We start from the raw sequence: 26,843 nt of genomic DNA on the forward strand, positions 1-26,843 counted from the left end.
GCCCGACGAATTGAACTTTCATCGGGCTTTTTTGTATGCTTTTGGGAGCAGTAGTATCAATACGCGTTTTCTCGATTGAATAACAATTCATGAATAGTTTTGATCATGATTCCCATGTCTAGCAGAAAAGACCAATTATTAATATAAAAGGAATCCAACCGCACCCGTGATCTAATCTGAAAGGGATTTTCGATTTCCCCACGATATCCACGGACCTGCGCCAACCCAGTGATTCCAGGACGGATTTTATGTCTGGAATTGTAGCGCTCGATCTGCGTTTTAAAAGTTTTGTTCATTGGAATTGTATGCGGCCGTGGTCCGACAATCGACATATCTCCCAAGAGCACATTGATAAATTGTGGCATTTCATCCAGAGAGGTCGTCCGTAAAAAAGATCCGATTCGGGTGACTCTCGGGTCATTTTTCACAGCTTGGACAGAATCGGCATAATCGTTTGGAGTCATGGACCGAAACTTCAGGCAATTGAATTCCTTGTTATTGACCCCATTCCGCTTTTGAATAAAAAATACCGGGCCTTTGGACTCCCACTTGATCAGCAATCCGACCAAAGGAATCAACCAAGACAGAATAAAAACAATCACCAAAATGGCAAAAATCACATCAAATGCCCGCTTGGCCACACTATTAAAGGGATTGTCCAGGGGAATTTCATTGACATTGATGACAAAAAATTCTCCATATTTTGAAAAAGATAAATTCTTCTCCAACTGAAGACTTCCACCGGGAATCATTTTTACTTTGATGTAATTTTCATCCGCAAAATCGATGACTTTTTTCACCAGCTTGGGCTCAAGATGCTCATGGATATATATCAAGTCCAGATCAAGTCCCCCCGCCTCTTTAAAAAAGTCAGCGATCCCGCCACGGGTTTGATTACAGTTTGCCTGATCATCAAAATATCCAAGGAAATTGATCCCAAAATCCTTCCGGATGCGAAACACATCGGCCAGTTTTGGACTGGTTCCACCTTTACCGACAATGACCGCATTCTGAAAATTATGCCCTTTGGCCCGGTACTTCCTCAAAATCATATGGACAGTAACCCGGAATGCCCCCATCAAAATCAACATCCCAATCCCCAAGGTCAAAACGGGAATTACCTGGAGCTGCGGAGTCTGAAAGGGTAGCCACAAAATGGCAGAAGCACCCACAAACCAAAAGACGGTAACCAACAACTGACTAAGCGTTTGTTGATACTCGTCCGTTCGCCCGATTTTATAATCTTTTCGGAGTCCCGAGATCAATAACCAAAGCAACGACAAGGGCAAAAATGCATCAAATTCTGCCCACTCAAAAACACCTAATCCACTCAGAATCAGATTTAATAGCAACAAGGCAATGAAAGAGACTACAAAATCACTTGTCGTAAATAACCAGGGGAAATATTTATCAAATCTTCGTTTCATAAAAATACCTATGCAAACAATCAGAACACTTCAAAAACCAGGCTAGCTTGATCCTTGTATTGGAATTGCTCATTTTCGTGCCCAAAATTAAGAAAAGAATCCTCAAGCATGATTACTTTTGATATTAATTTATATCCAAAAAGCCAATTGGCAATACATGATTTCATTTTCCGATTTATTCGATTCATCTGAAAATCCTAATTCATTAGGAGCTAAATTTCGCCAACGACGACAAGCTGTATTCGAATCACTTTTTTTTAGCCATTTTTCAGCTGATCAGCCCATTGCTATTTTGGATGTAGGCGGTACTTCAGAATTCTGGAAAAGAAGCAAAATTCTAGACATGCCGCATCTAAGTATCACCCTACTCAATCTCTCCCAATCTAAAACTTCCCATCCCAAACTGATCAGCGTGGCTGGTGATGCCACTGCCATGCCAGAATATACGAACTCCTCCTTTGATCTAGTTTTTTCCAACTCCGTCATTGAGCATTTATATACTTTTGAAAATCAGCAAAAAATGGCTTCGGAAATCCTTCGCATTGGCAAAAAACATTTCGTCCAAACGCCCAATCGCTATTTCCCGGTTGAAGCCCATTATGCTCTTCCATTTGCCCAGTTTTGGCCAAAGGGATTACTTTTCAAAACCTTGACCCAAACCAAGCTCAGCCGATTGCAACGCTGGCCCGAATCAGCCGCCAGTCAATACTTGGAAGAAATCCGGCTGTTAGACCAAAAAGAAATGAAACAGCTTTTCCCGGACAGTAAACTTTACCTCGAAAGGGTCCTTGGACTCTGCAAATCCATCACCGCTCACAATTTTTAATCTGCAAACTGAAGTCGAACAAGATTTGCATAAAAACCATCTTCCTTTTCCAAAAGCTCCAAGTGATTTCCCTGCTCCACAATTTTTCCTTCGCTGAGTACGTAGATTCGATCTACTTTTCGGATAGTAGCCAGTCGATGTGCAATAATAATGGTCGTCCGCCCTTTCATCAACTCATCCAAGGCCTCCTGTACCAAAGCCTCCGACTCAGCATCCAATGAAGAGGTAGCCTCGTCCAAAATCAAAATAGATGGATCTTTCAAAATCGCCCGAGCAATAGCTACTCGCTGTCGCTGACCTCCTGAAAGTTTTACTCCGCGTTCCCCCACCAGGGTGTCCATCCCTTCTGGAAACTGGGAAATAAATTGCCATGCATTCGCTTTTTTTGCCGCAAGGTCAATTTCCTCTTGCGTAGCATTGGGCTTGGCATAGGCTATATTTTCCCGAATGGAACCCCCAAAAAGCAAAACTTCCTGAGGTACCATCCCGACATGGCTACGGAGCTCTTCCAAATTCCAATCTTCGAGCGGCACACCATCGAGTCTGATTTGACCCGAATTGACTTCATAAAAGCGAAGTAGTAGCTGAATTATGGTCGATTTGCCAGCGCCCGAGTGCCCAGCAAGCGCTACCTTTTCCCCAGGATTGACATAAAAAGAAAGCGACTTGAGTACTTCTACTTCAGGTCGGGTCGGATAGTGAAAAGAAATATGATCAAATTCTATTTTTCCTTCAAAACCCACTCCCTTTCGACCGATATTGGTTTCGGCTTTTTCATCCATGATCTCCAAAACCCGTTCTGAGCTTCCGATTGCTTTTTGCACTTGCCCATAAATATCCCCCAATCCTGCAATTGATCCACCGATAAATGTGGTGTAGAGTACAAATGATACCAGTTCACCGGTACTCATTTCACCCGAAGCCACCAAACTGGCCCCATACCACATTACCGCCACGATTCCTCCAAACAAGGCAAAAATCACAAAAGAAATAAAGGCCCCTCGATATTTGGCTGATCTCAAAGCGATCGCTACTACATTATTGAGTCCTTTGGAATAGCGAGCAGATTCGTACGCTTCTCCCACAAATGACTTGACCGTCGCGATGGACTGCAGGGTTTCCTCGACTATGACATTGGCAATGGCCAATTCGTCCTGTGTCTTTTTGGAGAGGGTTCGGATAAATCGCCCAAAAACCATCGCAAGAATGACCAGCACAGGAAAAGTCCCCAGCATAAATAAGGTCAGTTTTGGCGTGGTGAATATCAAAAACCCAACCCCAGCGACCAAAGTGACGATTTGCCGAAAAAGCTCTGCCAAGGTAACCGAAAATGTATCCTGCAAAAGACTCACATCCGAGGTGATTCGGGAAATCAACTCACCCGTTCTCCGTTTGTCAAAAAAGGTCATAGGCAAGCGAAGTAATTTGCTGTAAAGCGCCTGACGAATATCCCGCATGGATCGCTCCGAAACCAAGGCAAAGGTCCACACCCGGAAAAAGGAAAATAGACTCTGTACGGCCAGTATCCCCACCAAAATCAAAGCAATGGAATTGATATCAGAAACTATCCACTCGGAACCCTGAGCCGTATCGATCAGTTTACCGGCGACAAAAGGAAAGGTCAACAGCGTCAGTGAGGAGAGCAGTAAAAAACCTAAACCCAAAAAAAACATCCCTCGATAGGGAAGCATAAACTGGAATATCCCACCCAGTTTCCTGAAATTCTGCTTATTCAATCGCCGCTTTTCATGCTCTTCTAAAGCATTCCCTCTTTTTTTCGCCATGCTTAATAATACTTCAACCCGCAAAATTAGGCCTTTTCACAGGAATACCATGCACTATTTTTTTCAATCAACCGAATGAGGCCAAAAGCTCTCCAGCCAGCTCCTCTCCCAAGGCCGAAGCATGCTTAAATCCATGCCCCGAACAAGCCGAAACCATTTTTACTTGATTCATTTGTGGGTGATTTAGTATGACAAATTTGGCATCTGGGGTAAGTGTATAAAAGCAAACTTCACTTTTTTCGATCTTAGGCAAAAGTCCCTCAAATTTCCCTCGGAGTTTTTCTTCCCAAAAGAGATCCTTTTCTGCCTGACTCACTAAGCGCTGAATAGAATCCGGGTGCCCGACATCTTCGAATTGCTCGGAGGCGATTTTTAGGGTTTCCCCGTCCATACTGGGAAAACCATACAGAAAATCAGTAGGGCTTGGGCCATATCCCCACATAAAAACCGAATTCTGGTCTGCCATCGGACTACCTTTTTCTACAGCTACCCAATGCAACACTTGACGGCATATCTTGAATTTCTTTATTTCCTCTTTTGCAGCAAAGTCCTTGATCCAACCGCCCACCGAAATCACCACATACCTAGCCCGAATCCGCTCTTGCGTAAGCTCAACCTCCACCCAACCGTTGTTTTGCCGAATGGCCTGAACAGGCTGGTTGATGCGGATTTTTGCGCCATTTTTTTCGGCCAGTTCAAGTTGCGTCCGAATAATCCGATCGGGAAAAACATATCCCGCTGAAGGCTCCACATATCCTCTCGATTGATCACTGACCACAAATGCCGGGTATCGGTTTCGGATCGATACCCCATTCAGAATCTCATGCCGGATATTTTCCGATTGGGCGATTTTGCAAGTGGTATCAAAAAAACTGCTTCCCCCATATTTGCTCCAAGGCTGGAGCCCAGAATCAAGTAGAATTCCTCCTACCTGACAAAACAGTTTTTCGGAAGATTCTTGCTCCATCAATTTCCAGATTTCCTGAGAGCGCCTGGCGAGTTTTACATATTCCTGACCCTCTCCGACAGCCAAACGCGTAATCCTGGTTTCTCCATGCGAGGAACCCATAGCATGTGGGGGATCAAATCGATCAATCCCCATAACCTGAGGCATGCTTTTGGACAAAAAATACAAGGCCGCGGAACCCACCGCTCCTAGTCCGATGACTATTGCGTTATATTCTTTCATAAAAATCCAAGCTGTTGAGATCCATAATTAACCAAAAAATCACTTTATCCCATCACAAAATCAATAGGTCTTGGCAGAAAATCATTCTTTCCAAATCCCGTATAAAAAACCCATAGCTTGATGTTAAAATAAGATCGCAAAATGATTGGATTCATCATAATACTCCTCGGGGGCTATATCGCATCCCGTGGCTACAAAAAACTGGATTTATTAAAAAAATATGAATTCGAAAACACCACGCAAGGGGGCGTGGTGGAATTTGATTCCTACGAAAAATCTAAAAACCATGAATCAAAAAAAGCGATGGGCCGGATCACCTTTTTTGCCGGAATTATCGTGTTTTGGATTGGATTTTTGTTTATGGTAGCCTTTTGATCAGGATTTTCCCATTTGTGCGTCTATCAGTTCGCGCTTAAGTTTTCGCTCCCGCTCTAGGGTATTTTTCCGATGCTGGTCAAACTCCTCCTGCAAATCAGCCAAATCCCGCTGGGCCTTTTGGATTTTCTTGAAGCTTTTGAAATATTGGAATGAAAAAAACGCCAACGCCGAAGCCAATACAGCCACTAAAATCCACATAATGGAAGAATACACCGCCTTGTGAATGCCTATTCCCAAAAACGAAAAGTTATCCTTGGCATCGATGGCTTCTTGCTTTTCTATTTCAGACTGGGCTAGACGCTGATTGATTGCCGCAGTGGAATCGTTTTGACTTCTGATTTGACTTTTAAGATCAATCACTTCTGCTCGCATGGTCTGCATCGAATCCAAAATATTCGTTTTAAGTTGGTCTAGATTGGTCCGTTTTACTACTTTGTATTCCTGAAAATTATTGGATACTTCATAGATGTAATCAAACTGATTGTTTATGGTACCTGACTGGAGAGAATTTTGGCTATCCGAACTATTCTGAGCAACTGAATTAAAAGCAATGGAAAATAAAATAAAGAATAGAATGCTTCGGTTAAATTTTTTCATGTATCGTTAAATTTGAAAGGCTGGGGTGAAAGCCTGAAAATCAATAAATGTGCCTAAGGGTAAAATTAGGTTATTTTTTTGAATTTCTGGCTAAAAAATACTCTAATAAACGGTCATAATAATTGATTTTCAGTGGATTGCGCCTGAATAAATACCTATGAAAAGTCTTATTTTAAGTCTCTGTTTTTTACTTTGCATGAACCAATTGCTTGCCCAAGAGGCTCGTCCGGATTCGGAATACGCCTTAGGAATAGAGGCTTTCAATCAAGAAGACTATGAGACGGCCTATTTGCACTTCGAAAAGTGGATTCAAAATAATCCCCAAGACCCCCTTGGCTATTGGTATTTGGGACAGGTCTATGAAAATTTCGAAGGAGATGGGGTACAATTTGCTTTAGAAAATTACTCCATCGCACTTGAGCTGAATCCTGAACTGGCAGAAGTCTATATGAGCAGGGGAAGATTAAATTTACGCTTGGAGCGCTACGAATTTGCCGAAGAGGATTTTCTATCTTATCTCCGCCTTCCCAAAGGAGAAACCACCCAGGTGATCTACAAAAAATCAGCCACTGACCGTGGATTTTCCGGTGTTTTCACCGCTCAAACTGACAATCCTTCCGAGACGCTGTACCATTTGGGACTGAGCCGAATGGGAATGGAAGATTATCCCAAAGCCCTATCTTACTTGGATTCTGCGATATCGTATCAAGATGATGTTGCAGATTTTCATGCCGAAAAAGGCAAAGCACTGATGGAGCTGGGTCAAGAGTCTGAAGCTTTGGTATCCCTAAAAAAGGCCGTAGAGATTAATCCCAATCATTACTTGGCCCGGCAGCGAATCATTTTATTGGAAGAGGGTGGGGACAAAGAAAAGCTGGAAGTATTGACACAATCCATCTCCGATGATCCCGAAAATCCCCAGGCTTGGAAATTACGTGGATTTCATCGTCTGACCCATGATGATTTTGAAGGAGCTATAGCGGATTTTACAGAGGCCATTTCTATTATGCAGGACGATGTAGAAAACTGGAATTACCGAGGCAGTGCATTTGCGAAGCTAAAAGAATGGGAAAAAGCCGAGGAAGATTTTTCTTATGCATTGACCCTTGCCGATCAAGATCCCGAACTCCTCCTCAGAAGAGGCCAAGCTCGATATTATCAAAATAAAGCCGAGGAAGCGTTAGCCGACTTTGTCCAATTGATCGCCTTAGACCCTCAAAATCCAACGGGATATTTTCACCGGGGAATTACCTTTCATCGATTGGATCGGCAGGAGGAAGCTTGCCAGGATTTGAATCAAGCCTTGTCCATGGGAATGGAGCAGGCAAAACCGATTTTGGATAAAATCTGTAAATGAGTTTTTGCCTAAAGTTCCTTCACCGTATCCACCCGAGCCGCGATCAAAGCTGGACGCCAAGAAGCCAGTAAGGTAATCCCCACCACAGCCAAACTAATCCAGATAAAATCCCAAAAAATCATTTTGACCGGATAGGCATCGACCAAAGCAGATGAGATGCCCAACGAAACCAAACCAAAATTCTGCTGAGCCAAACAAACCAAATACCCTAAAACCAACCCTATAAGCGCTCCGCTGAAGGCGATCAATGCACCCTGCTTTAGAAAAATACTCCGAATCAATCGATTCGGCGCACCCATCGCTTTGAGAATGGCAATATCTTTTCGCTTTTCGATGGCAAGCATACTGAGCGAAAAGAAAATATTAAAGGAGGCGATTGCAAGGATAAAAGTCAGGGTCAAGAACACAAAAAGCTTTTCAAGTTTTACGGTACGAAGTAGCCCGGCATGCTGTTCATCGGTGTTTTTGACTAAAAACTCCTCTCCGAGCTCCTTTTTTAGCCGCTCCTGAACTTCCCCTATCCGGTAGTCATCGGCGACTTTGACCTCTAGAGAAGTTCGCTTATCTCCATAATTCAAGAGCTCTTGGGTAAATCGAAGCGGAGCAATGATGTATTCATCATCAAATTGCCGATCTACTGAAAAAAATGCAGCAGGCTCCAAAATTGCGGAAGCATAAAGCTGCGAAGGGTCTAGCGTAGCCGCACTTCGGGGAGCCATGGGATAAAATACCTTGAGCGGGACATTAAAATCGTCCAAATTTACTGAAAGGAAAAAAGCTACACCTCTTCCCAAAATTGCTGCGGGACGCTTATCTGTCCCCAAGGTGGTGTCTCCCCAAAAGTACCCTTTCGAAAATCTGTCCTGATCCAGAAAATTATCCGAGACGCCTTTGATCGTGCCTACCATTTGATTGCCTCGATAATCCAAAAGTGCATGGTCTTCGATGACTTCGGTCAGGACGGCTACACCCTCGACTTGACGGATATTTCCCAACCATTCTTCATCTACTACAAAACTCTTGCCCACTGCTGCTTCGATTTTCAGTTCGGCATCAAAACTTGCGAAAATACCGCGAATCAAATCTTCCAGACCGTTGAATACGGACATGACAATCACCAAAGCCATCGTCCCCACTGCCACTCCCACCATGGAAATAGTAGATAATACGGCAATGAAGTTTCGCTTTTTCTTACTACGAAAATATCTGGCGGCTATGAAGTAGCTGAGGTTCAAAAGGCAAGTTGAGGATTAGTTTTCTTCTTCATCTTCATCTTCCTCATCGGGTGCGGGAGGAATATTCAAATCCCCGATTACTTTATCCATATACTGGGCATAGGAAGCCGATTCATCCGGGAAAAAAGCAAGTTCAGGAATAATTCGTACTGACTTTCCGATTCGCTTGCTTAGGTAAAGCCTTATTTCTTTTTTATGATCATTGACTAAATCATAGATTTCTTTAGGCTCTGCTAGCAAAACGCTCAGGTAGACTTTAGCTACGCCCAAATCCGGGCTGACCATCACGCGGGTAACCGTGACCATGGCACGTCCGATGAGATGGCGAGCTTCCTTTTGGAAAATCTCTCCGAGTTCTCTTTGAAGAAGTTTTGCGTGTTTTTGTTGTCTTTTACTTTCCATGTGAAGTATTTATGGTACAAATTTAGCGAAATACTTGGGTAAGCTTTAATTTCGGCCCCAAGCAATCTCTAAGACTTCCTATCCTTGTATCAATTTTTCAAAGTAAACGATCCTTTCCGACTCATCGGTGTGAGTTTATTCCTCATTTTGTGGACGTTGCTGTATTTGGTGCTTTCTGATTTTCCCATCACTGCACCGCAGTTGGGCTGGATGCTTTTGGGGCAGCGACTGGGAGATGGATATTTTCTCTACCAGGACATTATAGATGACAACGGCCCACTTTCGGCAGGTTTCTTTTTATTTCTGGATTGGGTTTTTGGACGAAATGTGATGATATATGAATTGGTCGGGCGGCTTTTCATTCTGTTTCAGGTGATTTATTGGAACTTCACCTTGATTCGATACCGGGTTTTTGACGAAAACACCTATCTGCCTGCCATGGTTTTGCTGGCACTTTTCCACTTGAGTTTTGATCTGCTTGGGCTTACACCGGCTTTGCTGGGAAGTACCTTTCTTTTGCTGGCTTTAAATCAGCTTTTTTCCCAGACTGTCCTACAAAAAGACAGTAGCGAGTCAACTTTATTGATTGGGATATATGGCGGCTTGGCCACCGGATTTCACCCGATATACATTGTTTTCTTACCCTTCATGATTTTTGCGGGAATCGCAATCAGTGGGTTTAGTTTTCGGCAATTGGTCCTTTCCTTGGCAGGCTATCTCTTGCCGCTATTACTGATTTCTGTCTTTTATTACTGGAATGAGGGGCTGGATGAGGCGATTCAGATTTGGCCGTTGATCTTTCTATCCGAAAAATACCATTACCAACCTTATTCGCTTTGGCTAATGCTCGCGGCCATCCCGCTTTTGATGGCTTTATTGGGATTTCTGGTTAGCTCTATTTTTCGGGGAGCGACCATCAATCAGCAAAAACAGCGGCAGATCATGCTGATTTGGATGATTTTTGCCGGAGTGGGAATTTTCTTTGCCAAGCGACAAGCAACTTACCAATGGGTCAGTCTCCTGCCCACACTGAGTTATTTGATTACTTCTTTTCTGATCTACACCAAAAATAAACTGGTGATACGAGTTTCATTCACTTTGTTGATTTTTGTCCTTCCGCTGGGCTGCTGGTGGCTGATGCGAAGTCAGCCTTCATGGAACGAGGACTATTTTGTCAATCAAAAACCCGAACAGGAAAATTACCCGGAGGGACTTATGATTCTTGGGGATGACCTGAGTGGATATTTGGATGCTGAGTTCGCAGGCCCTTTTCTGAATTTTCATCTCAGCAAATTATTTCTCGAGCAAGAGCGTAATCTTTCGCAGCGAGCCAAGCTATTTACCATGATTCATTCCCAAAAACCCCCGATAATCCTCGATCAGGAAGGGGTATTCGAGCGACTCTTGGATGATTACCCCGAATTGGAACGGGAATATGCCCAAAATCCTCAGGGCGTTTACCGTCTTATCAAATAGATTTTTTAAAAACTGATTATCCGCAATTATACCAGTAGCCATATTTTCTTTGCTTAAGCGGCTGGAAGACCGATGACCGATGACCCAGCCTCGGCTGGCAGGCGAAGTTTGCTTAAATTGAACTTCAACCCTCATTTTGGTCCGTGCACAATTCTTACTGGTAAGAAAGCGGATATACATATTTTAAAAAAACCCGGAAATCCTTTCCGTAAATTTCTCTCAAGTTTCTGTCATTATTCAAAATAAAATTTTGAAACGTTCACAAAATCGGCTAATTCGTAATTACGATGAAGAATTGGCAAATTTATGTAGGCTTGTCATGGGTTCTTTTTTCCTGTGAAAAATCGGCCGAAAACAACAACTCCCCAGAATACTCCACTGAACCTGCTCAAATTCAAGCAGGAAAAACGCTATTTGAGACCCATTGCTCGGCTTGCCATAGCTTCACACAAACTACCATCGGCCCAAATCTAAGTGGCCTCACCCGTGAAGTAGCACGAGATTGGATTAAAAAATTCATCGCCAACCCGAGCAAATTAATTGATGCCGGGGATCCTCGGGCAGTTTCCCTTTTTGAAGAATACAAAAGCTATATGCCGGCTTTTCCCCAATTAAAGGAAGACGATTTAGAGGATTTGCTAGCATACATGCACACTTTCTCGGAACGGCCCAAAGCGCTAAACGCAAAAGCAATCACCAATCCGATTCCAGAATCCGTTCCTGATTCAGGGATCGAGCTTCCGATCGAATTTTTTGCTCAAATTCCTGCCAGTGACAGTATTCCTCCCTTGGCGAAAATCACAAAACTGGAGTCGGAGCCGAACTCCGGGCGGACTTTTGTGCAGGATCAACATGGCGTACTTTACGAATTGATTGGCGATGAGCCTAAAGTCTTTTTGGACTTAAAAGCGCTCCGACCCAAACTGATCTCCAAACCAGGACTCGCCACAGGTTTTGGAAGCTATGCCTTTCACCCGGAATATCCACAAAACGGATTGCTCTACACTTCTCATACCGAGCCCGGTGGAACTGCCCCTGCGGACTTTGCCTATGCGGACAGTATCCCGGTTTTGATGCAGTGGGTGGTGACCGAATGGAAAACTGAAACTCCAGAAAAAAGGCCCTATCAGGGAGAGGGAAGAGAATTGTTGCGAATCAATGTGGTCAACCAAATCCACGGGATGCAGGAGTTGACCTTTCGGCCAAAGGCCAAAAAAACCGATCCCGATTATGGCTTACTTTATATTGGGATCGGAGATGGAGGAAGTGCTGAAAGCGGATTTCCTTTTATTGCAGATCATCAGGGTAGGATGCTTTGGAGTAGTATTTTGAGAATAGACCCACAGGGTAACAACAGCAAAAATGGCAAGTATGGAATCCCGGATCAAAATCCATTTGTGGCCGAAAAACAAAAAGCAGGAGAGGTTTTTGCCTACGGATTTCGAAACCCTAACCGGATTTTTTGGGATGAAAATGGACAAATGTATGCTACCGATATCGGACATCATCAGATCGAAGAGTTGAATTTGATCGAAGCTGGAGCTTTTTACGGATGGCCGCTTCGGGAAGGAACCTTCGTCATCAATCCATACGGAAACATGAATGAAATCTTTGCTCTGCCAGAGGATGATGCTCAACTCAATGCCCGCTATCCATTGATCCAATTGGATCACGATGAGCTAAATGCTATCATCGGTGGATATTTTGTAAAGAATGGCCCCTTTAAAGGCAAATGGCTTTTTGGGGATGTTCCCAGTGGGAAACTGTTTATTGCCGATTTAAGTGACTCCAATTCTCCCGAGGTGAAAAGGTGGAGTGCTAGTATCAATGGCACAAAAATAGACCTTCAGCAGATGGTTGGCGGAGGTCGGGTAGATTTGAAATTTGGACAGGATGCTACAGGTCAGCTTTACCTGATGACCAAAAAAGACGGAAAAATCTATAAAATCAAAAGCTAAAAAAACGGCTCCCTAAATTGGGAGCCGCTTTCGATTTTTAGGGTGATTTAAGCAACTTTCTCTTTTTCTTTATCCAGTTCCTTTTTCATCAAATCCACCACTACCGGAGTAGCGATGTAGACAGAGGAATAAGTACCCACTACGATACCAATAAACAAGGCGAAGGAGAATCCTCTCAACACTTCACCACCAAAGATCAAGAGTACGATGACCACGATCAAGGTAGTGAAGGAAGTAATTAAGGTTCTACCCAGCGTTTGATTGATGGCTTCATTGAAAACCTTGACCAGCTTGTTGGTTCCTCGGAGCTCGATATTTTCCCGAATACGGTCAAATATGATCACCGTATCGTTGATCGAGTAACCAATCACAGTCAAAACTGCTGCGATAAATACCTGGTCGATTTCGAAGGTCGCTCCGAACGCACTGGCAATCGCAAAGGCAGCAATCACAAACAAGGTATCATGGATTAGGGCAATAATGGAAGCCAAGGAATACTGCCACTTTCGGAATCGAAGCAAGATGTAAAGGAAGATCGCAAGAATAGCAACCACCATTGCCTCTACCGAAGAAGTCTTGATATCATCAGCGACTGTAGCACCAACTTTTGACGAACCGGTAATCGCAAACTGCCCCTCAGCTAGATTTTCACTATCTTCAGAAAAGGCAAATCCAGTTACAGTCGCAATTCCTTCTTTTACCTTTTCCTCTACCGCTCGATTGGACTCATCATCATCTTCATTGATCAAATAGGAAGTAGTGACTTTAAGGACATTATTGGATCCGTAGGTTTTCACTTCTACCGAGCCGTCAAACTCCCCATCCAATCCCACTTTGAGATCAGAAGGAACCATTGGCTCTTGGAAAGCTACAATATAAGAACGTCCCCCAGTGAAGTCGACCCCGAATTTCAACCCGTTGATCGCCGCAATTCCTAAGCCCAAAATAATTATCCCTGAGGAAATCAAATAGGCAAACTTTCGCTTAGAAAGGAAATCGAAGTTGAGATCATTAAGCGCATTTTTGGCAAATGGTGTAGCAAAGCTGAGCGAGCTCTTCTCTCCTTTTTTGGTCATCCAAGAAACGATCACTCGTGTGATGAATACCGAGGAGAAGAAAGATGAAGCGATACCGATCATCAATACCACGGCAAATCCCTTTACTGGACCTTGTCCCAAAGCATAGAGAATCGCGCCGGTTAGGAAGGTCGTCACATTGGAGTCAAGAATGGCTGAGAAGGCTTTATTATAACCCGCGTTGATTGCCGCCAAAAGACCTACCCCATTGGCTAGCTCTTCCTTGATCCGCTCAAAAATCAAAACGTTGGCATCAATCGACATACCGATGGTCAGTACGATACCTGCAATACCCGGTAAGGTCAATGCAGCTCCCAACTGGGCCAAAATTCCCAGAATAAAGAAGATGTTGAAAATCAAAGCCGCTACTGCTACAAAGCCACCTTTGGAATAATAGGCCACCATAAACAACACCACAATCAACAAACCTGCAACCATGGAAATGATACCCTGGCTTTGTGCTTCTTTACCCAAAGTAGGGCCGATGATGCTTTCCTCTACAATTTGTGTCGGTGCTGGCAAGGATCCTGACTTGAGGATATTTGCCAAATCCTGGGCTTCCTGAATGGTGAAATTTCCAGCGATTTCAGATTGTCCCGAAGGAATTTCTCCATTTACCACCGGAGCAGTGTACACAAAATCATCCAACACCACGGCGATTCTTCGACCGATATTGGATCCGGTAATCTGTCTCCACTTTCTAGCGCCCTCGGCGTTCATCTGCATAGAAACTGCAGGTCTTGACGTCTGATCCAATACCTGTCTGGCATCGGTTACCACGTCTCCTTCTAGCGGAGCTTGTTCGGTACCTCGTGGTGCATTAATTGCATAAAGCTCCAGCACTTCCGTGCCGTCTTCCATCACAAATGGCTTAACACCCCAGAGCAATTTAATGTCACGGGGAATAAGTGAGCTGTAATTTTCGTTTTGCAGAATCTGATTGATGACAATCGTATCCCTCACCTGATAGGCAAGACCCATATCGGGCTGAAGCAAGCTGTAAATAGGAGAAACATCGTTATTTTGATTCATCGGATCAATCTCTTCCAATTGCTTCTCAAGGGCAATTCGAAGGGAATCCTCCTCAGACATCCCTTCCTCATATTCTTCGGTAGGCTCTTCCTCGGTTCCTTGATTATCCGCTACCCAGGCATTGTTGATCGCATCCAAAGCGCCAGAGATCTCATTGATTTCTGCTACTTCCCAGAACTGGAGTTTGGCGACCCCCTGAAGGAGATTCCTTACCCGCTCCTGATTATCTACGCCCGGAAGTTCGATCTGAATTCGGCCAGATCCCTGAATTCGCTGAATATTCGGCTGTGAAGTACCAAATCGGTCAATCCGGGTTCTAAGGATATTAAATGAACGGTCAATGGCATTTTCCACTTCCGTATCGATGATTTCAAGGATTTCGCTATCGGGCGTTTCCAAAGAAATTCTTCCTCGGTTTGCAGCGGTCGCAAAGATGCTGCTGAGCTCTTTATCTGGATTGTTCTTTTGCCACTCGGCGTAGAAAATATCCACAAACTTTTCATCGGAGGTTTTGGCGATTTCACGGGCATCGTCCACCGATTTATTGAAAGCCGGATCTTTGGGATTTCCTGCGATACCTTTGACGATTTCCACCGGGGAAACTTCCAAGGTCACGTGCATACCCCCTTGCAAATCAAGACCAAGCCCAAGCTCAGTTTCCTTGATTTCCTGATAGGTAAAATCAGCACCTAGAAAATTGTAAACAGGCTCTCTCCAGATCGAATCCAAGTAAACCCTTCTTTTGACAAAGTCAACATTGCCGCTGGCATCCGTCGCATATTCATTTGCGCGCTGCTGTATGCCGTTGGATACAAATGTGAATGACAGATAGTACAGACAAAGTGCTGTAACAATCACTGTCAAAAACACAATGATACCTTTATTTTGCATGAGAAATTATATTAATTATTGTTTAGTAAATACACAGAAATAGCGGAAAGTCTCAAACGACTGCCTGAATAGATAGGGAGAAATGAAGTGATTTAGGGTCCTTTGGTGGATATAATCCGCTCAAAAAGTATCTGGACGTGTTGATTATAGTCAAAAATCTCAATGATATCAGCCACATAAGAGCTCGGCTCAAAATTGATAATTTCATAAATCAGGTAGAAAGCCGTGTGGGTTACTTCCAGCGCGAAAGGCACCACTGCATCCACCGCTACACTGAGAAAAGTTTCAGCCGTATCCGGAGAGTTTTGCTGCTCGGTGGAGACAGCATCTTCAAAACCGGTGTATTCTACTGAAGACACAAAAAAACAAAGCAAAAGCGCAAGCACCACCATAAGGCGCTGCTGAACCAGTTTGCTATGTTGTCTTTTCGGATTCATGAGGGGCAAATATAGCCAATATTTGAAATTCAAACAGTACCTCGCTGATTTTTTGCATTATCGACCTGACTTAGCCCAAAGAAACGTACGGATCACGTCCAAAGCCTTGTCAAAACTCTGATTGTTAGGAACTATCAAATCGGCATCGTTTTTAAATGGATCTATGTATTTCTCATAGGTCGGCATCACATGCATTTCATAGCGATAGAGCACATCGTCGAGATCATAGCCACGCTCCACCTTATCCCGGATGATTCTTCGCTTCAACCGGATGTAATCCTTCGCATCGATAAAAATCTTCAAATCCAGCAACTTGGCCAATTCGGGATAGTACAACACAAAAATCCCCTCCACCACAATCACCGGAGCCGAAGCAAAGGTCAACATTTTGGGTTTTTTGGCGGCATTGTTAAAGGTATACTCCTCACGCTGAATCGTCTCCCCTGCTTGTAGCAGTCGAATATCAGCCGCATATTGCTCAAAATCTATACTCTGCGGCATGTCAAAATTATGCACCCCCTGCGCATCGATAGGCTGCATGTGTCGCGGCTTGTAATAATTGTCCTGAGATATCAAACACACCTCATCGGGTTCGAAAGTGCTGAGCAAACGCTCCAAAAATAAAGTCTTTCCTGAGGCCGAACCTCCTGTGATCCCGACGATAAATGGTTTTTGCATGGGCACAAAGGTAAATGATTTTCAGAATTTCCCTTGGGTCAAAAATTCAATCAATGCCTTGACGGCTTTTCCCCGATGGGAAATTTGATTTTTCTCATCCATACTGAGCTCCGCAAAGGTCCGTTTATAGCCAGCCGGACGAAAAACCGGATCATAACCAAAGCCTTTTTCTCCCACTCGATTTTCCAGAATCTCCCCTTCGGCAATTCCCTCAAACTGATATTCTTTTCCCTCCAAAATCAAAGCAATCACGGTTCGAAACCGAGCTTCCCGGGATTTTATCCCATTTAGATTTTCCAAAAGCAAGTCAATATTCCGCTCGTCAGAGCGGGGTTCGCCCGCATAACGACCCGAATATACTCCCGGAGCGCCATTTAAAGCAGCCACTTCCAAGCCCGTATCATCAGCGAAGCAATCCACTCCAAAATTGTCCTTGACGTACCGGGCTTTTTGAAAAGCATTGTGCTCCAGGGTATCTCCTGTCTCGGGAAGCTCCTCGTGACAGCCGATTTCGGCTAAGGAAACAATCTGGAATTTATCCCCCAAAGCAGCGTTCACTTCTTCGATCTTGTGGGCATTATTCGTGGCAAAACAAATTTTCATCCTTCAAAAATAGTGTTTTTGACTAAAGTAGGAAGGGGAATCGAAACCTGTAAAAAAATATCGTATCGTCCGCAATCCAACTTGATTCACCTCCTCGTATTTCAGTCATATCTAAAAAAAATCAAAACCATGAACAAACTATTCAAAGTGGCTATTACAGCCTTCGCCTTTTTATCAGCCAATCTGGCTTTTGCCCAAATGGAAAAAACCGTGGAAGTCGGCGGTGCAGCTATGTATCCATCCAAAAACATCGTGGAAAATGCCGTGAATTCGGCAGATCACACCACTTTGGTCGCCGCCGTGAAAGCTGCCGGATTGGTAGAAACGCTACAAAGCGCCGGACCATTCACAGTTTTTGCTCCGGAAAATTCGGCCTTTGCCAAATTGCCTGAGGGAACAGTAGAAACACTTTTGAAACCTGAAAACAAAGGCCAACTAACGGCGGTATTGACCTATCATGTAGTTGCTGGTAAAATGGGTTCGAAAGACATTGCCGATGCGATCAAAAAAGGAAAGGGTAAAGCTGTTTTGACCACGGTACAAGGCGGAACTATCACTGCTTGGATGAAAGGAAAAGACCTGTATATCACCGACGAAAATGGCGGTCAATCTAAGGTAACCATTGCCGACGTATGGCAATCCAACGGCGTGATCCACTCGGTCGATTCGGTTGTCCTTCCTAAAATGTAAGTTTTGCTGTATAGTAAAAACCCCGCTAGATTTGATTTAGCGGGGTTTTTTACTACTTATTCTTTCAATATTTCCTCTGGAAGATCAAAAACCGCTATTCCTGGATCTTCGTCTACCGTGAGGCCATAGAGTTGGTTGGTGTTCTCATCAAAAACCATTTCGATGATAGATCGATCCAGTTTTAAGTTCCAAAGCGGATTACCGCTATGATCGAAGACCAGGATATCCTCGGCTATTTTTCCGGTTTGAGTAAATTCCGTATAACTATACCCTCCATATAGTGCAAAGATATAATCGGTCGAAATCACTACATCGCGATATCGATAGGTGGATTCGGGTTTTACAAAAACTGATGGCCCGGCGGTTTTATGTAAATCGAATAAAGGCAATTCTAAGTTAGGCCCTAGAATGGTGATAAACTCCTTGGTCTGGTAATCAAACATTTTGAGTATATCACGATAGAGCGTGGCAAACACAAAAAGATTTTCTTCCGGATTTCCTTTAAACCAGCCCGTATTTAATTCAGCAATATCTTTACTCGTCAATTCAGGTCGTTCGGGTATGGAGTCCCACTTTCCATAGGAGCCCAAAGAATTGCCTAGGGAATCCAATTCCTCAAGGATATAGTCTCCTTCACGTGGAATAGCCAAAAAACTCCCCTCCTTGGTATTTTCAATGAATCGAACTATGGGCATATCTTTTGGTAACTTCCATTCATTCCTTCCCAAAAGTGAACTGTCAGTGGTTGAGAATCTAACCAACTTACGTGCATTCAAATTATAAACCCAATATTCATCCTGACCTGATACTTTTAAAAGATGCGCTACATCTGAAATTTCAAGCGGTCCTTTTCCATATTTTCCTTTTGGCTTGTCATAAGTCCAATCCTTGACATCTATAAGATGCATTCTTGGGAAATTTTCAGGAACTCGCCAGGCTTCAGTGAGGATTATTTTATTCCTATTAAAACCAATCGAAGAAGGATTGATAATTTCCTCGAAATAATGTTTTTCAGAGTTGATCTGAATGATTTCAAAATCATCCCAGGTGATGGTCCGATTGTTAATCTCTTCTGTTGGCGCCGCACATGAGGCAAAAAGAAAACAAGTCAAAAGTAGAATAGAATTTTTCATAGATTAGATTTTAACCTAAATTTACTTTAATTCTACGACATTTAAAAACAAAGGTGAGTTCATTTGTAAATAAATAGTCAATAAATTCAATTCATGGGTTGATTTGCTTCTAAAGAAAAAACCCTGCTAAAGCCAATTTAGCAGGATTTTTGTCGAGAATTTTTCAGACTTCTAATTTCTTCCTTCTCACTTTACCAAGTCCTTCCTCCTCCCGGACGCATTCTTCGCCAAGGACTATCTCCATCCGGTTCGGGTTGTTTGAAGTTACCAATAATGTAGGTAAAGGTCAGCATCCCATAGCGAGTCAGCACGTTGGTGAAGACATCGGTCACGGCCACATCGGAGATTGTTCGGCTGATGCTATTATTTTGATTGAGTAGGTCAAAAATGACCACTTTCAGCTCTGCTTTGTTGTTTTTGGCAAAGCGGAAACCACCTTCGATATTCCATAGCCAGAAGTTTTGGTCAAAGCCTTCGGAAAGCCCTTTGTACAAACTGTGATTGACCGTATTGCCTAAGAAAAGTTTTCCATTATTTGGTGAGTAATAGAATCGAATATTGGATTCCTGCACATAATAGTTGTTGTTAAGATCCTGCTGCAAGCTGGAATTTACGATATTATAGGTACCCGTGGTGCTGATGGAGAAATCCACGTTTTTGCTGATATTACTACTCAGTGTGATTCCTTGTCCCAGATCAATGTTATCGTTAAAGTTGGACTCTCCGTTGATCATCCCGGGCGTACGGTTGAAACCCAATCGGGTATTGGTATTAAACTGCATCTTCAATTTGGGAATCGGTGCGCCATAGGTCAGGAATAAACGGGTTCTCCAATTACCGTCGAGATTGACCGGTTGGGAAATCTGTCCCCCGGGTCTCAGCAAAATCTCCCCATTGATTAGGGTATCCTGCGTGGTCAGAAAGGTACTATTTCCGATAAAATTACTCGTTGAGGAATAATTCATAAACATGAAAAATGTCCGTGATTTTTCCAGATCGACTTTGCTGATATTGGCGAAAATATTGTGGTTGAAACTCTGACCAAGATTGGGATTTCCAACGCTTAGATTCAGCGGGTTTTGATTATTGACCACATTTTGGAGCTCGTTTACACTAGGCTCGTCCGTATCGGTGCGATAGCGTACCCGCCAAGAAAATCCAGATTCCCGGTTACGGTAGTTGACCATGGCGCTAGGAAGAAGATTGTTAAAATCCCGCTCGAAAACGCCTTCTGTCGGGAAAAAGGCCTCATTATCCAACCGGGCATTTTGATAGTCCAGGTTGAAATTTAGATTCCAGCCATTATTGTTATACGCATAGCCCGTTCTTAATCGCTGGGTGATAAATTTATTGTCAAATTCATTACTCAGGGCAGTATCCAATACGGGCAGATTCTCTGAGTTGAGCACTCGGGTTTTTTGATCCGCACGGGTTTTGTTATTTGCCACTTGATAGCCAAAAGTCCCGATCGCTTTTTCTCCCAAAGGCTCTGTAAAGGTCAAATTAACCCGATAATTAAAACCCTTGTTGATCGAGTTGGTCTCTTGTAATGCAGTATCCAATTGATCTCTGCGGTAATCATTACTGGCAGCCTCTAGTTCCGAAAACTGATCCCGATTACTCCAGCTGGTATTGATATCCGTGGAAAACGATCTACGGGGTTTATCAAATTTATAGCGATAGGTCAGATTATTGGATATCGAAAGGGCCTGAGTTTCCGCATTGGTGATCGAACGCAAAGCCGAGAGCGAATCACTGTTACTTCCTACAGTCAAAGCATCCCGATCCGAAAAGGTATTATTTTTTTGGAATGAAATACTTGGCGTCAGAATGATGCTGTTTTTATCATTTAAGTCCGCTTCGATTCGGGCGTTAGCGCGATGATTGTAATTATCGACTGTATTGATCAAGTTCTCTTGATAGTTCTGTCGAAAATCCTCACTCACCACCGTCTCTCGATTGGTGATTTGCTGTAAGGTATTGGTGCTGTTATTAAAAAAATAACTTCCGGTAAAGTTGATTTTTTCTCCCCACTTGTCGCTGTAATTTAGGCCCATCGCATTGGTGGCTACAATTCCGCCCGATCCACCAACGAAGAAATTGTTATTTCCACCGCCACCCCAGCGTCCACCGCCTCCGCGGCGTCCACCACTGGCATTTGCACTGAGCCCTGCCAGGTCTTGAGATGAAAAGTTTTGCTGATTGATATTATTAAATAGACCCAAAATCGAAACTCGTCGATCTCCATTAAATAAGTTCAAACTTCCACCGGCCAAATAGCGATCATCCGTTCCGTATCCGCTGTAAACTCTGCCAAACTGCCCGTTTTTTCGATCTTCACGAAGAATAATATTGATGGTTTTGGTGTAGTTGCCATCGTCAAATCCGGTTAATCTACTTTGATCCGAACGCTGATCAAGCACCTCGACACGGTCAATCGCATCAGCAGGCAGATTTCTCAAGGCAATATTCGGATCATTCCCAAAAAACTCACGCCCATCGACGAGTACTTTCTGGACTGCCTCCCCTTGGGCCTGAATCTGTCCGCCCTGCATGGTGATTCCCGGCATTTTTCGAATCAAATCCTCTGCTTGTGCATTTTCCTGAGTTTTGAAGGCATTGGCATTGAAAGAAGTCGTGTCTCCTTTCATCTCACCCACCGGAACCTGTCCCTGAATTAACACTTCGCCCAAGACTTTGGTATCTTCCAAAAGGATGATTTCTCCCAAATCAAGTGTCTCTCGAATCGAGTGGATTTTGCTAACGGTTCGATATCCGATAAAAGTGATCTCTACCTTGACCTGAGGGATATCTGGCCTGACCACCTCAAACCTGCCCTGACCATCAGTGACCCCTCCACGAAGCAGCGAGTCGGTGACTGTTTTGACCAGGACATTAGCGCCTACCATAGGCTTGTTTATGGTGCCGTCAATGACAATTCCTTTAAATTTTAGCTCCTGTCCTTCTGGACTTTGAGCAAACACTGAAAAAACCAATAAAAAGCTAAAAATCAGTGTAATAAACGGGTACTTCTTTTTCATGGATTACATTTTGTCTCTCTTTGACTGAATCAAAAAGGCAAAGGTTTAGTCCCGTTCACTAAAAAGATTAGAATGGATTCCAGATAGGATAAAAGGCGGAATTCCTGTTTAGAAAAAAATTAAACTTGTTTCATAATATTGGAATAAGAAATCCTAAAATGGCTATCCTCATAAACCGCTTTTCCCTCTTTGATCAAAATGACTTGCGGTGACTGATGAACCACCCCAAATTCCGATTCAATTTGATCGGAAAGCTGCCTGTATGCAATCAAATCCAAAAAATAGGGGACAACCTTGTCTTCATCTTCATCCTTCCAATTGCGAAGCAACCGATCCAGAGACATACTACTAATCGAGCATCGGGTGCTATGCTTAAAAATCAACACCGGTCGCTCCATACTCAAGCTTCTAATCTCTTCGATTTGATTACTATTTGTTAATTTATTCCAGTTCATTTCAGTTTCTCCTTATTTGGGTCAATACTTGCATGGAAGTTTAAGTTCCCTTGTAGATCAATCACTATTCATGAAAACAACTTTCGCAACTCAATTGCAAAAATACAGCTTCCTTTTGATTTTCCCTACCCTATTTTTTTTAGGCTGCAAAGGGTTGGATATCTCCAATCCAGGACCGCTACCTGCCTTGCCAAGTCCCGATTCCGAAGTTAACGTTCCGTTGGTTTTCCCAAAAAAAACGCTCAATCGCCTCATCAACAGTCAAATTCCCAACCAACTCATTGCTCAGGATGACTTGGAAATCGGAAATGGAATCGAGGGAAATTTAAGTCTTTCCCGAAATGGGCAGATCCTTTCGAGTGCGCTAGATAGTCAACAAATGACCATCCAACTTCCTATGAAAATCCAAGGTGAAATCGGATTATCCCAAAGTGGATTAGGCAGTCTTTTTCGTGGAAAAGTCCCCATTGACAATGAATTTGCGCCAACTTTTAAACTTAACCCTGAAATCAATCCGGATTGGACGCTCAGTGTAAAAGACTTCGAGCTCCTATCACTCGGGGGAAATCTCAGTCTGGACGTACTCGGCATGCAAGTCGATCTCAGCAAGATGCTGGAGCGGGAAATCAAACAATGGGCAGCGGAGTACTTTCAGCCGGATCAGAAACTAGTCAATCTCAAACCAATCGTAGATTTGGCCTGGGAGCAAGTTGGTCGACCATTTCAAGTCGATTGGCAGCAGGGAGTTTCCGGATTTTCGATCCGGCCAAAGCGGGTGATGTTTAAGGAGTTTTTCGATCAAAATGAAAACTTGACGATTTGGATGGGCTTGGCAGGCCAAATTCAGACTCATCCGGCAGATGCCACCCCGAGTCGGGCTTTCCCTCTTCCCAACTTATCTGAAAACACTTCTGACGAAAACACACTGAAAATTTTGCTCCCCACCGCTATTAGTTTTGACGAGCTGGATCAGATTCTCGGCGAAAACCTCAATGGGAGAAGTTTTCGCGTGGATAGCAAAACCGTTCTCACATTAGATGAGCTCCGGTCCAAAGCTTTCGGCGAATTGATTGCCATTGAAACGGACTTTGTCGCAGATCGGTCAAATGGTAAAACGGTAGATGGGCGTCTTTTTGTGGTGGGAAAACCGAGTTATGATTCCGAGGCACAGGCTTTAACCTTTGAAGATGTCAATTTTAAAGTCATCAGTGATCAGTCTTCCGCAAATTTTGGCATAGCGCTAAAAAAACGAAAAATCATCCGTCAAATCGAAAAGCTGGCTGTTTTTCCCATTGGAGATTTATTACAGGAAAGTACGGAGGGAATTAGAGAGCGATTGGGTCTCAATACTCCTATCGCGGATTTGCAAATTGAGAATCTGGAAATCATTCCCGAAGGATTTTATCCCTCCGCTAACGGACTTCGAATTTATGTCCAAGCCAATGGAAATGTCGGGGTAAATTGGAAATAATCAGCGCATCAGATCCTGATAGGTCAGAATTCCCTTTCTTTTGGCGAGTGCCAAAAGCTTGATCAATAGCTGGGCTGTCAAAAAAGCATCTCCTGCCGCTGTATGCCGATCGTCGAGGCTGATGCCAAAACGGATACAAACTTGATCGAGACTGTACTCTTCGGGTTTAATCTGATTGAAATCCGCTCGGGGGCCATGTTCTAGTCGAAGGGCTAAAAATTTCGTATCAATGACCGCATTGGGGAAAGCTTCCAAGCCAAATTCCCTTCCGATCCGGAGCAGCATTTCCAGATCGAATCCCACATGATGGCCCACTAAAATTCCATCGCCAAAATAGGCTAGAAGTTTTTGAAGAAAATCTTCGGGTTCCAGTTGGTTTTGGGTCTGAACTAACCCATGGATAGTGGCTGCTTTTTCACCTTTGATTTCGACCTTGGGATACCACTCCACACTACTCGCTACACAAATCGAATCTGCTTTAATTTTGACCGCTCCAAAAGACAAAACCTGATCTTTATTGAAGTTAAATCCACTGGTCTCCGTATCCAAGACCACAAATTCCAACCGGGAAATTGCTCTGGTTCCAGGAATGGGTTTCGAAGCTTTTTGAAGAAAATCCAAGATAAAATCCCGCTTCCGAACTCGGTTTTTTTTCTGAAATGGCCACCAACTCATGTTCTAAAATAAGCTAATTGAAAGCGAATCTCTACCAACTGCTGCAATTCGGAAATGGGACTAAACGCGTTTTTCAACAACTGCCGTTGAATTTTTCCCAAACTTTCTGGATCAATGTAGCGGCCACTACTCCCATGTTGTAATCCCTCAAGGGCGCGCATTCTCATCAAGATCTCATAGGCTTTTCCGGCTTGGGAATAGAGCTCGGCCTGCTGTGGTTCGAGTTCCGCCAAGCGTTCAAAGCGCCGAAAGGTATTATTGATTCCTACCACACCATGGCTCAAGATCAGCAATCTGGCCAGATCCGCCAAAGGCATCATCGCACGGGCTTTGATGTCAAACTGATCCCGATGCTCACCGGATTTCTCAACCACAAAACCTTCAAAAAATCCCAAAGGAGGAGGGTTTTTCAGTGCATTGACGCCCAAAAAACTCAGGAAAGCCTTTTTCTTCTGAATGGAATCGTATATATGTTGGCTCAAGGAATTAGCTAAAGTCGAATCTCCTGCCACCGATCTAAAATCAAAAAAAATGGACGCTTTCAACAAGGCATCCTGCGTGGGGGTGAGGATCCAGTCCGAAAAATAATTTTTCCACTGAGACAAAGGCTGTACCCAAAGCGGATTGGATGCCATCATTTCACCCGGGCAAGAGGCAAAACCGCAGGCTATTAAGGTCTCCACAATTCCAGTTCCCAATGTGAGAAAATAAGTATGAGCCTGCTCGTTTTGGTTCTCCGGCACATCTTCATAAATCAACGCATTATCCTGATCGGTACGAAGAAGCTGCTCTTCCCTTCCTTCTGAACCCAAGGACAAAAAGGCAAATTTCAGCGTTTTGCATTCCGAATATTTGGCGTCCAACTCCTTTTTGACACGCTCGGTAGCTTTCTGAATAATCGTATCATTGATCTCAGTCATGACCGAGGAGACAAAATCCATCGCCACTTCATTGTCCAGATAATAGCGAAGCATCTGCTCAGCCCGATCTCGGATAGCCCGCATTTCAGCCAGGGAATCCGCGTTGTTCAATGCGTGAATCAATACTGCAGGACTATTTCCCATAGAGAGCAGCACATCATGATCGGAAATAATACCACAAACCGGACTTTGCACGGTGCCGTCTTCAGTCAAAATCAAATGATGAAGCCGATGCTTGATCATCGTCAGGTACAGATCAGAAAAGTCGGCATTTTTGGGCTGAGTCACCACCGGAGTACTCATTATTTCTTTGGCTGCTTTTGAGACGTCTTTTGCTTTTGAGACCACCTTGTTCCGCAGGTCCTTGTCTGTGATTATTCCTAGGGGAAATCGCCTTTCGTCAACCAAAACCAAGGAACTGACTTGATGATCACTCATTAGCTTTGCGGCTTGTTGGATTGAAATATGAGGTGGCGCAACGCGGACATTTTCGGAGACTTTGATTTGGGATTGGTCCGAAAAAATCAGGAGCGAATGATCCTTAGGTTGGGTTTTGAAGGTTTTTCTGGCGATTTGACCTTGAGAAAGATCCTGCCTGACTACAACCTGACCCGAAGCAAAACCAGCGGCAAAGTATAGGGCAACCTTGCTGTTTTGCTGTAAAATTTCTTCAAAAATCTCTACGGGAACTGCATAAATTAAAGAGTCCTCTACTGCTTTTGCACTCAGAAGGTACGGCCTTTTTCCCAACAAAGCCAAAACCCCAAATACATCCCCCTCTTCGCAATATTCCTTGGTTTCCTTCCCGTCAAGGAGTTCAACTTTTCCTTCTTTCAGCACCAAAAAATGAGGAAGTGCATCATTTCCTTTTTGGAAAAGGAAAGCTCCCTTTTCGAAATACCGAACCTCAACAGACTGCGCAACCAAGCTCAGGTTTTCTTTGGAAAGAAAGGAAAATGGAGGATAACCTTTTAAAAACTCCGAAACCCGGTTGACGATGACGTTCATATTTTTCAATTTAAAAACAAGGAAGTCTTATCAGGGATAGACAAATAATTTGGTTGGTTTTAGAAAATAAAACCACGTTTAATCTATTTTCTCCTGAAGGTCAG

22 protein-coding genes are annotated in these 26,843 nt (G+C 43.6%); 7 read left to right on the forward strand and 15 right to left on the reverse strand.

What is annotated here, in order from left to right:
• Positions 1-56 precede the first annotated feature (56 nt).
• Positions 57-1,427 carry an exopolysaccharide biosynthesis polyprenyl glycosylphosphotransferase gene (locus BM043_RS04085; RefSeq protein WP_092789094.1) on the reverse strand — a complete coding sequence of 457 codons (1,371 nt, stop codon included), beginning with the start codon at positions 1,425-1,427 and terminating at the stop codon, positions 57-59.
• Positions 1,428-1,584: 157 nt separating this feature from the next.
• On the opposite strand from BM043_RS04085, the gene BM043_RS04090 reads away from it, so the two are divergent.
• Positions 1,585-2,253 carry a methyltransferase domain-containing protein gene (locus BM043_RS04090; RefSeq protein WP_092789096.1) on the forward strand — a complete coding sequence of 223 codons (669 nt, stop codon included), beginning with the start codon at positions 1,585-1,587 and terminating at the stop codon, positions 2,251-2,253.
• Here BM043_RS04090 and BM043_RS04095 read toward each other — a convergent pair.
• A complete protein-coding gene (locus BM043_RS04095; protein WP_092789098.1) occupies positions 2,250-4,037 on the reverse strand; it encodes an ABC transporter ATP-binding protein in 1,788 nt (595 codons plus the stop codon). The two genes, BM043_RS04090 and BM043_RS04095, sit on opposite strands and share 4 nt — an antisense overlap.
• Before the next feature lie 67 nt (positions 4,038-4,104).
• Positions 4,105-5,226, reverse strand: a complete 1,122-nt coding sequence (gene solA, locus BM043_RS04100; protein WP_092789100.1) for an N-methyl-L-tryptophan oxidase — start codon at positions 5,224-5,226, stop codon at positions 4,105-4,107.
• 141 nt (positions 5,227-5,367) lie between these two features.
• Here solA and BM043_RS04105 point away from each other — a divergent pair, with 141 nt between their 5' ends.
• Positions 5,368-5,601, forward strand: coding sequence for a hypothetical protein (locus BM043_RS04105; RefSeq protein WP_092789102.1), 234 nt, complete (start codon positions 5,368-5,370; stop codon positions 5,599-5,601).
• On the opposite strand, the gene BM043_RS04110 is transcribed toward BM043_RS04105, so the two are convergent.
• Positions 5,602-6,201, reverse strand: coding sequence for a hypothetical protein (locus BM043_RS04110; protein ID WP_092789104.1), 600 nt, complete (start codon positions 6,199-6,201; stop codon positions 5,602-5,604).
• A 196-nt stretch (positions 6,202-6,397) separates the two neighbouring features.
• Here BM043_RS04110 and BM043_RS04115 point away from each other — a divergent pair, with 196 nt between their 5' ends.
• Complete coding sequence (locus BM043_RS04115; protein ID WP_177188418.1) at positions 6,398-7,558, forward strand: tetratricopeptide repeat protein; 1,161 nt, start codon at positions 6,398-6,400, stop codon at positions 7,556-7,558.
• A gap of 8 nt (positions 7,559-7,566) precedes the next feature.
• On the opposite strand, the gene BM043_RS04120 is transcribed toward BM043_RS04115, so the two are convergent.
• Together BM043_RS04120 and rbfA are read right to left on the reverse strand one after the other, a co-directional pair.
• Positions 7,567-8,793, reverse strand: a complete 1,227-nt coding sequence (locus tag BM043_RS04120; RefSeq protein WP_218144124.1) for an FtsX-like permease family protein — start codon at positions 8,791-8,793, stop codon at positions 7,567-7,569.
• Positions 8,794-8,808: 15 nt separating this feature from the next.
• Positions 8,809-9,195 (reverse strand): 30S ribosome-binding factor RbfA, encoded by a 387-nt coding sequence (gene rbfA / locus BM043_RS04125; RefSeq protein WP_092789110.1) that lies wholly within the window; start codon positions 9,193-9,195, stop codon positions 8,809-8,811.
• Between the two features lie 84 nt (positions 9,196-9,279).
• Between rbfA and BM043_RS04130 the strand changes: the two genes are divergently transcribed.
• A complete protein-coding gene (locus tag BM043_RS04130) occupies positions 9,280-10,671 on the forward strand; it encodes a hypothetical protein (RefSeq protein ID WP_092789112.1) in 1,392 nt (463 codons plus the stop codon).
• Between the two features lie 287 nt (positions 10,672-10,958).
• On the forward strand, positions 10,959-12,629 hold the full coding sequence (locus BM043_RS04135; RefSeq protein ID WP_092789114.1) for a PQQ-dependent sugar dehydrogenase: 1,671 nt from the start codon (positions 10,959-10,961) through the stop codon (positions 12,627-12,629).
• A 47-nt stretch (positions 12,630-12,676) separates the two neighbouring features.
• Here BM043_RS04135 and secDF read toward each other — a convergent pair whose 3' ends face one another.
• The 4 genes from secDF to BM043_RS04155 form a co-directional block, all read right to left on the reverse strand.
• Positions 12,677-15,628 carry a protein translocase subunit SecDF gene (gene secDF, locus BM043_RS04140; protein WP_092789116.1) on the reverse strand — a complete coding sequence of 984 codons (2,952 nt, stop codon included), beginning with the start codon at positions 15,626-15,628 and terminating at the stop codon, positions 12,677-12,679.
• 92 nt (positions 15,629-15,720) lie between these two features.
• Positions 15,721-16,065, reverse strand: coding sequence for a hypothetical protein (locus BM043_RS04145; protein WP_092789118.1), 345 nt, complete (start codon positions 16,063-16,065; stop codon positions 15,721-15,723).
• A gap of 57 nt (positions 16,066-16,122) precedes the next feature.
• Positions 16,123-16,743 carry a uridine kinase gene (gene udk / locus BM043_RS04150; protein ID WP_092789120.1) on the reverse strand — a complete coding sequence of 207 codons (621 nt, stop codon included), beginning with the start codon at positions 16,741-16,743 and terminating at the stop codon, positions 16,123-16,125.
• Positions 16,744-16,764: 21 nt separating this feature from the next.
• Positions 16,765-17,346, reverse strand: coding sequence for a non-canonical purine NTP diphosphatase (locus tag BM043_RS04155; protein WP_092789122.1), 582 nt, complete (start codon positions 17,344-17,346; stop codon positions 16,765-16,767).
• 129 nt (positions 17,347-17,475) lie between these two features.
• Between BM043_RS04155 and BM043_RS04160 the strand changes: the two genes are divergently transcribed.
• The gene (locus BM043_RS04160) at positions 17,476-18,036 is read left to right on the forward strand and encodes a fasciclin domain-containing protein (RefSeq protein ID WP_092789374.1); all 561 of its coding nucleotides are present in this window, start codon (positions 17,476-17,478) and stop codon (positions 18,034-18,036) included.
• Positions 18,037-18,092: 56 nt separating this feature from the next.
• Here BM043_RS04160 and BM043_RS04165 read toward each other — a convergent pair whose 3' ends face one another.
• The 3 genes from BM043_RS04165 to ytxJ all read right to left on the reverse strand — a co-directional run bounded on the left by BM043_RS04165 (position 18,093) and on the right by ytxJ (position 22,665).
• Positions 18,093-19,169 carry a BF3164 family lipoprotein gene (locus BM043_RS04165; RefSeq protein ID WP_092789125.1) on the reverse strand — a complete coding sequence of 359 codons (1,077 nt, stop codon included), beginning with the start codon at positions 19,167-19,169 and terminating at the stop codon, positions 18,093-18,095.
• A 191-nt stretch (positions 19,170-19,360) separates the two neighbouring features.
• Entirely contained in the window at positions 19,361-22,210 is a 2,850-nt protein-coding gene (locus BM043_RS04170; protein ID WP_092789127.1) for an outer membrane beta-barrel protein, read from the reverse strand.
• A 119-nt stretch (positions 22,211-22,329) separates the two neighbouring features.
• A complete protein-coding gene (gene ytxJ / locus BM043_RS04175) occupies positions 22,330-22,665 on the reverse strand; it encodes a bacillithiol system redox-active protein YtxJ (RefSeq protein WP_092789129.1) in 336 nt (111 codons plus the stop codon).
• A 70-nt stretch (positions 22,666-22,735) separates the two neighbouring features.
• Between ytxJ and BM043_RS04180 the strand changes: the two genes are divergently transcribed.
• Positions 22,736-24,136: a DUF4403 family protein gene (locus BM043_RS04180; RefSeq protein ID WP_092789131.1), complete on the forward strand. Its 1,401-nt coding sequence runs from the start codon at positions 22,736-22,738 to the stop codon at positions 24,134-24,136.
• Here the strand turns inward: BM043_RS04180 and BM043_RS04185 are convergent, their stop codons facing one another.
• Both BM043_RS04185 and BM043_RS04190 read right to left on the reverse strand, forming a co-directional pair.
• A complete protein-coding gene (locus BM043_RS04185; protein WP_092789133.1) occupies positions 24,137-24,811 on the reverse strand; it encodes a 3'-5' exonuclease in 675 nt (224 codons plus the stop codon).
• Positions 24,808-26,739 (reverse strand): DUF294 nucleotidyltransferase-like domain-containing protein, encoded by a 1,932-nt coding sequence (locus BM043_RS04190; protein WP_092789135.1) that lies wholly within the window; start codon positions 26,737-26,739, stop codon positions 24,808-24,810. The genes BM043_RS04185 and BM043_RS04190 overlap by 4 nt, the downstream gene beginning before the upstream one ends.
• Between the last annotated feature and the right edge of the window lie 104 nt (positions 26,740-26,843).

This window comes from Algoriphagus hitonicola, from assembly GCF_900113375.1.
GTDB lineage: Bacteria > Bacteroidota > Bacteroidia > Cytophagales > Cyclobacteriaceae > Algoriphagus > Algoriphagus hitonicola.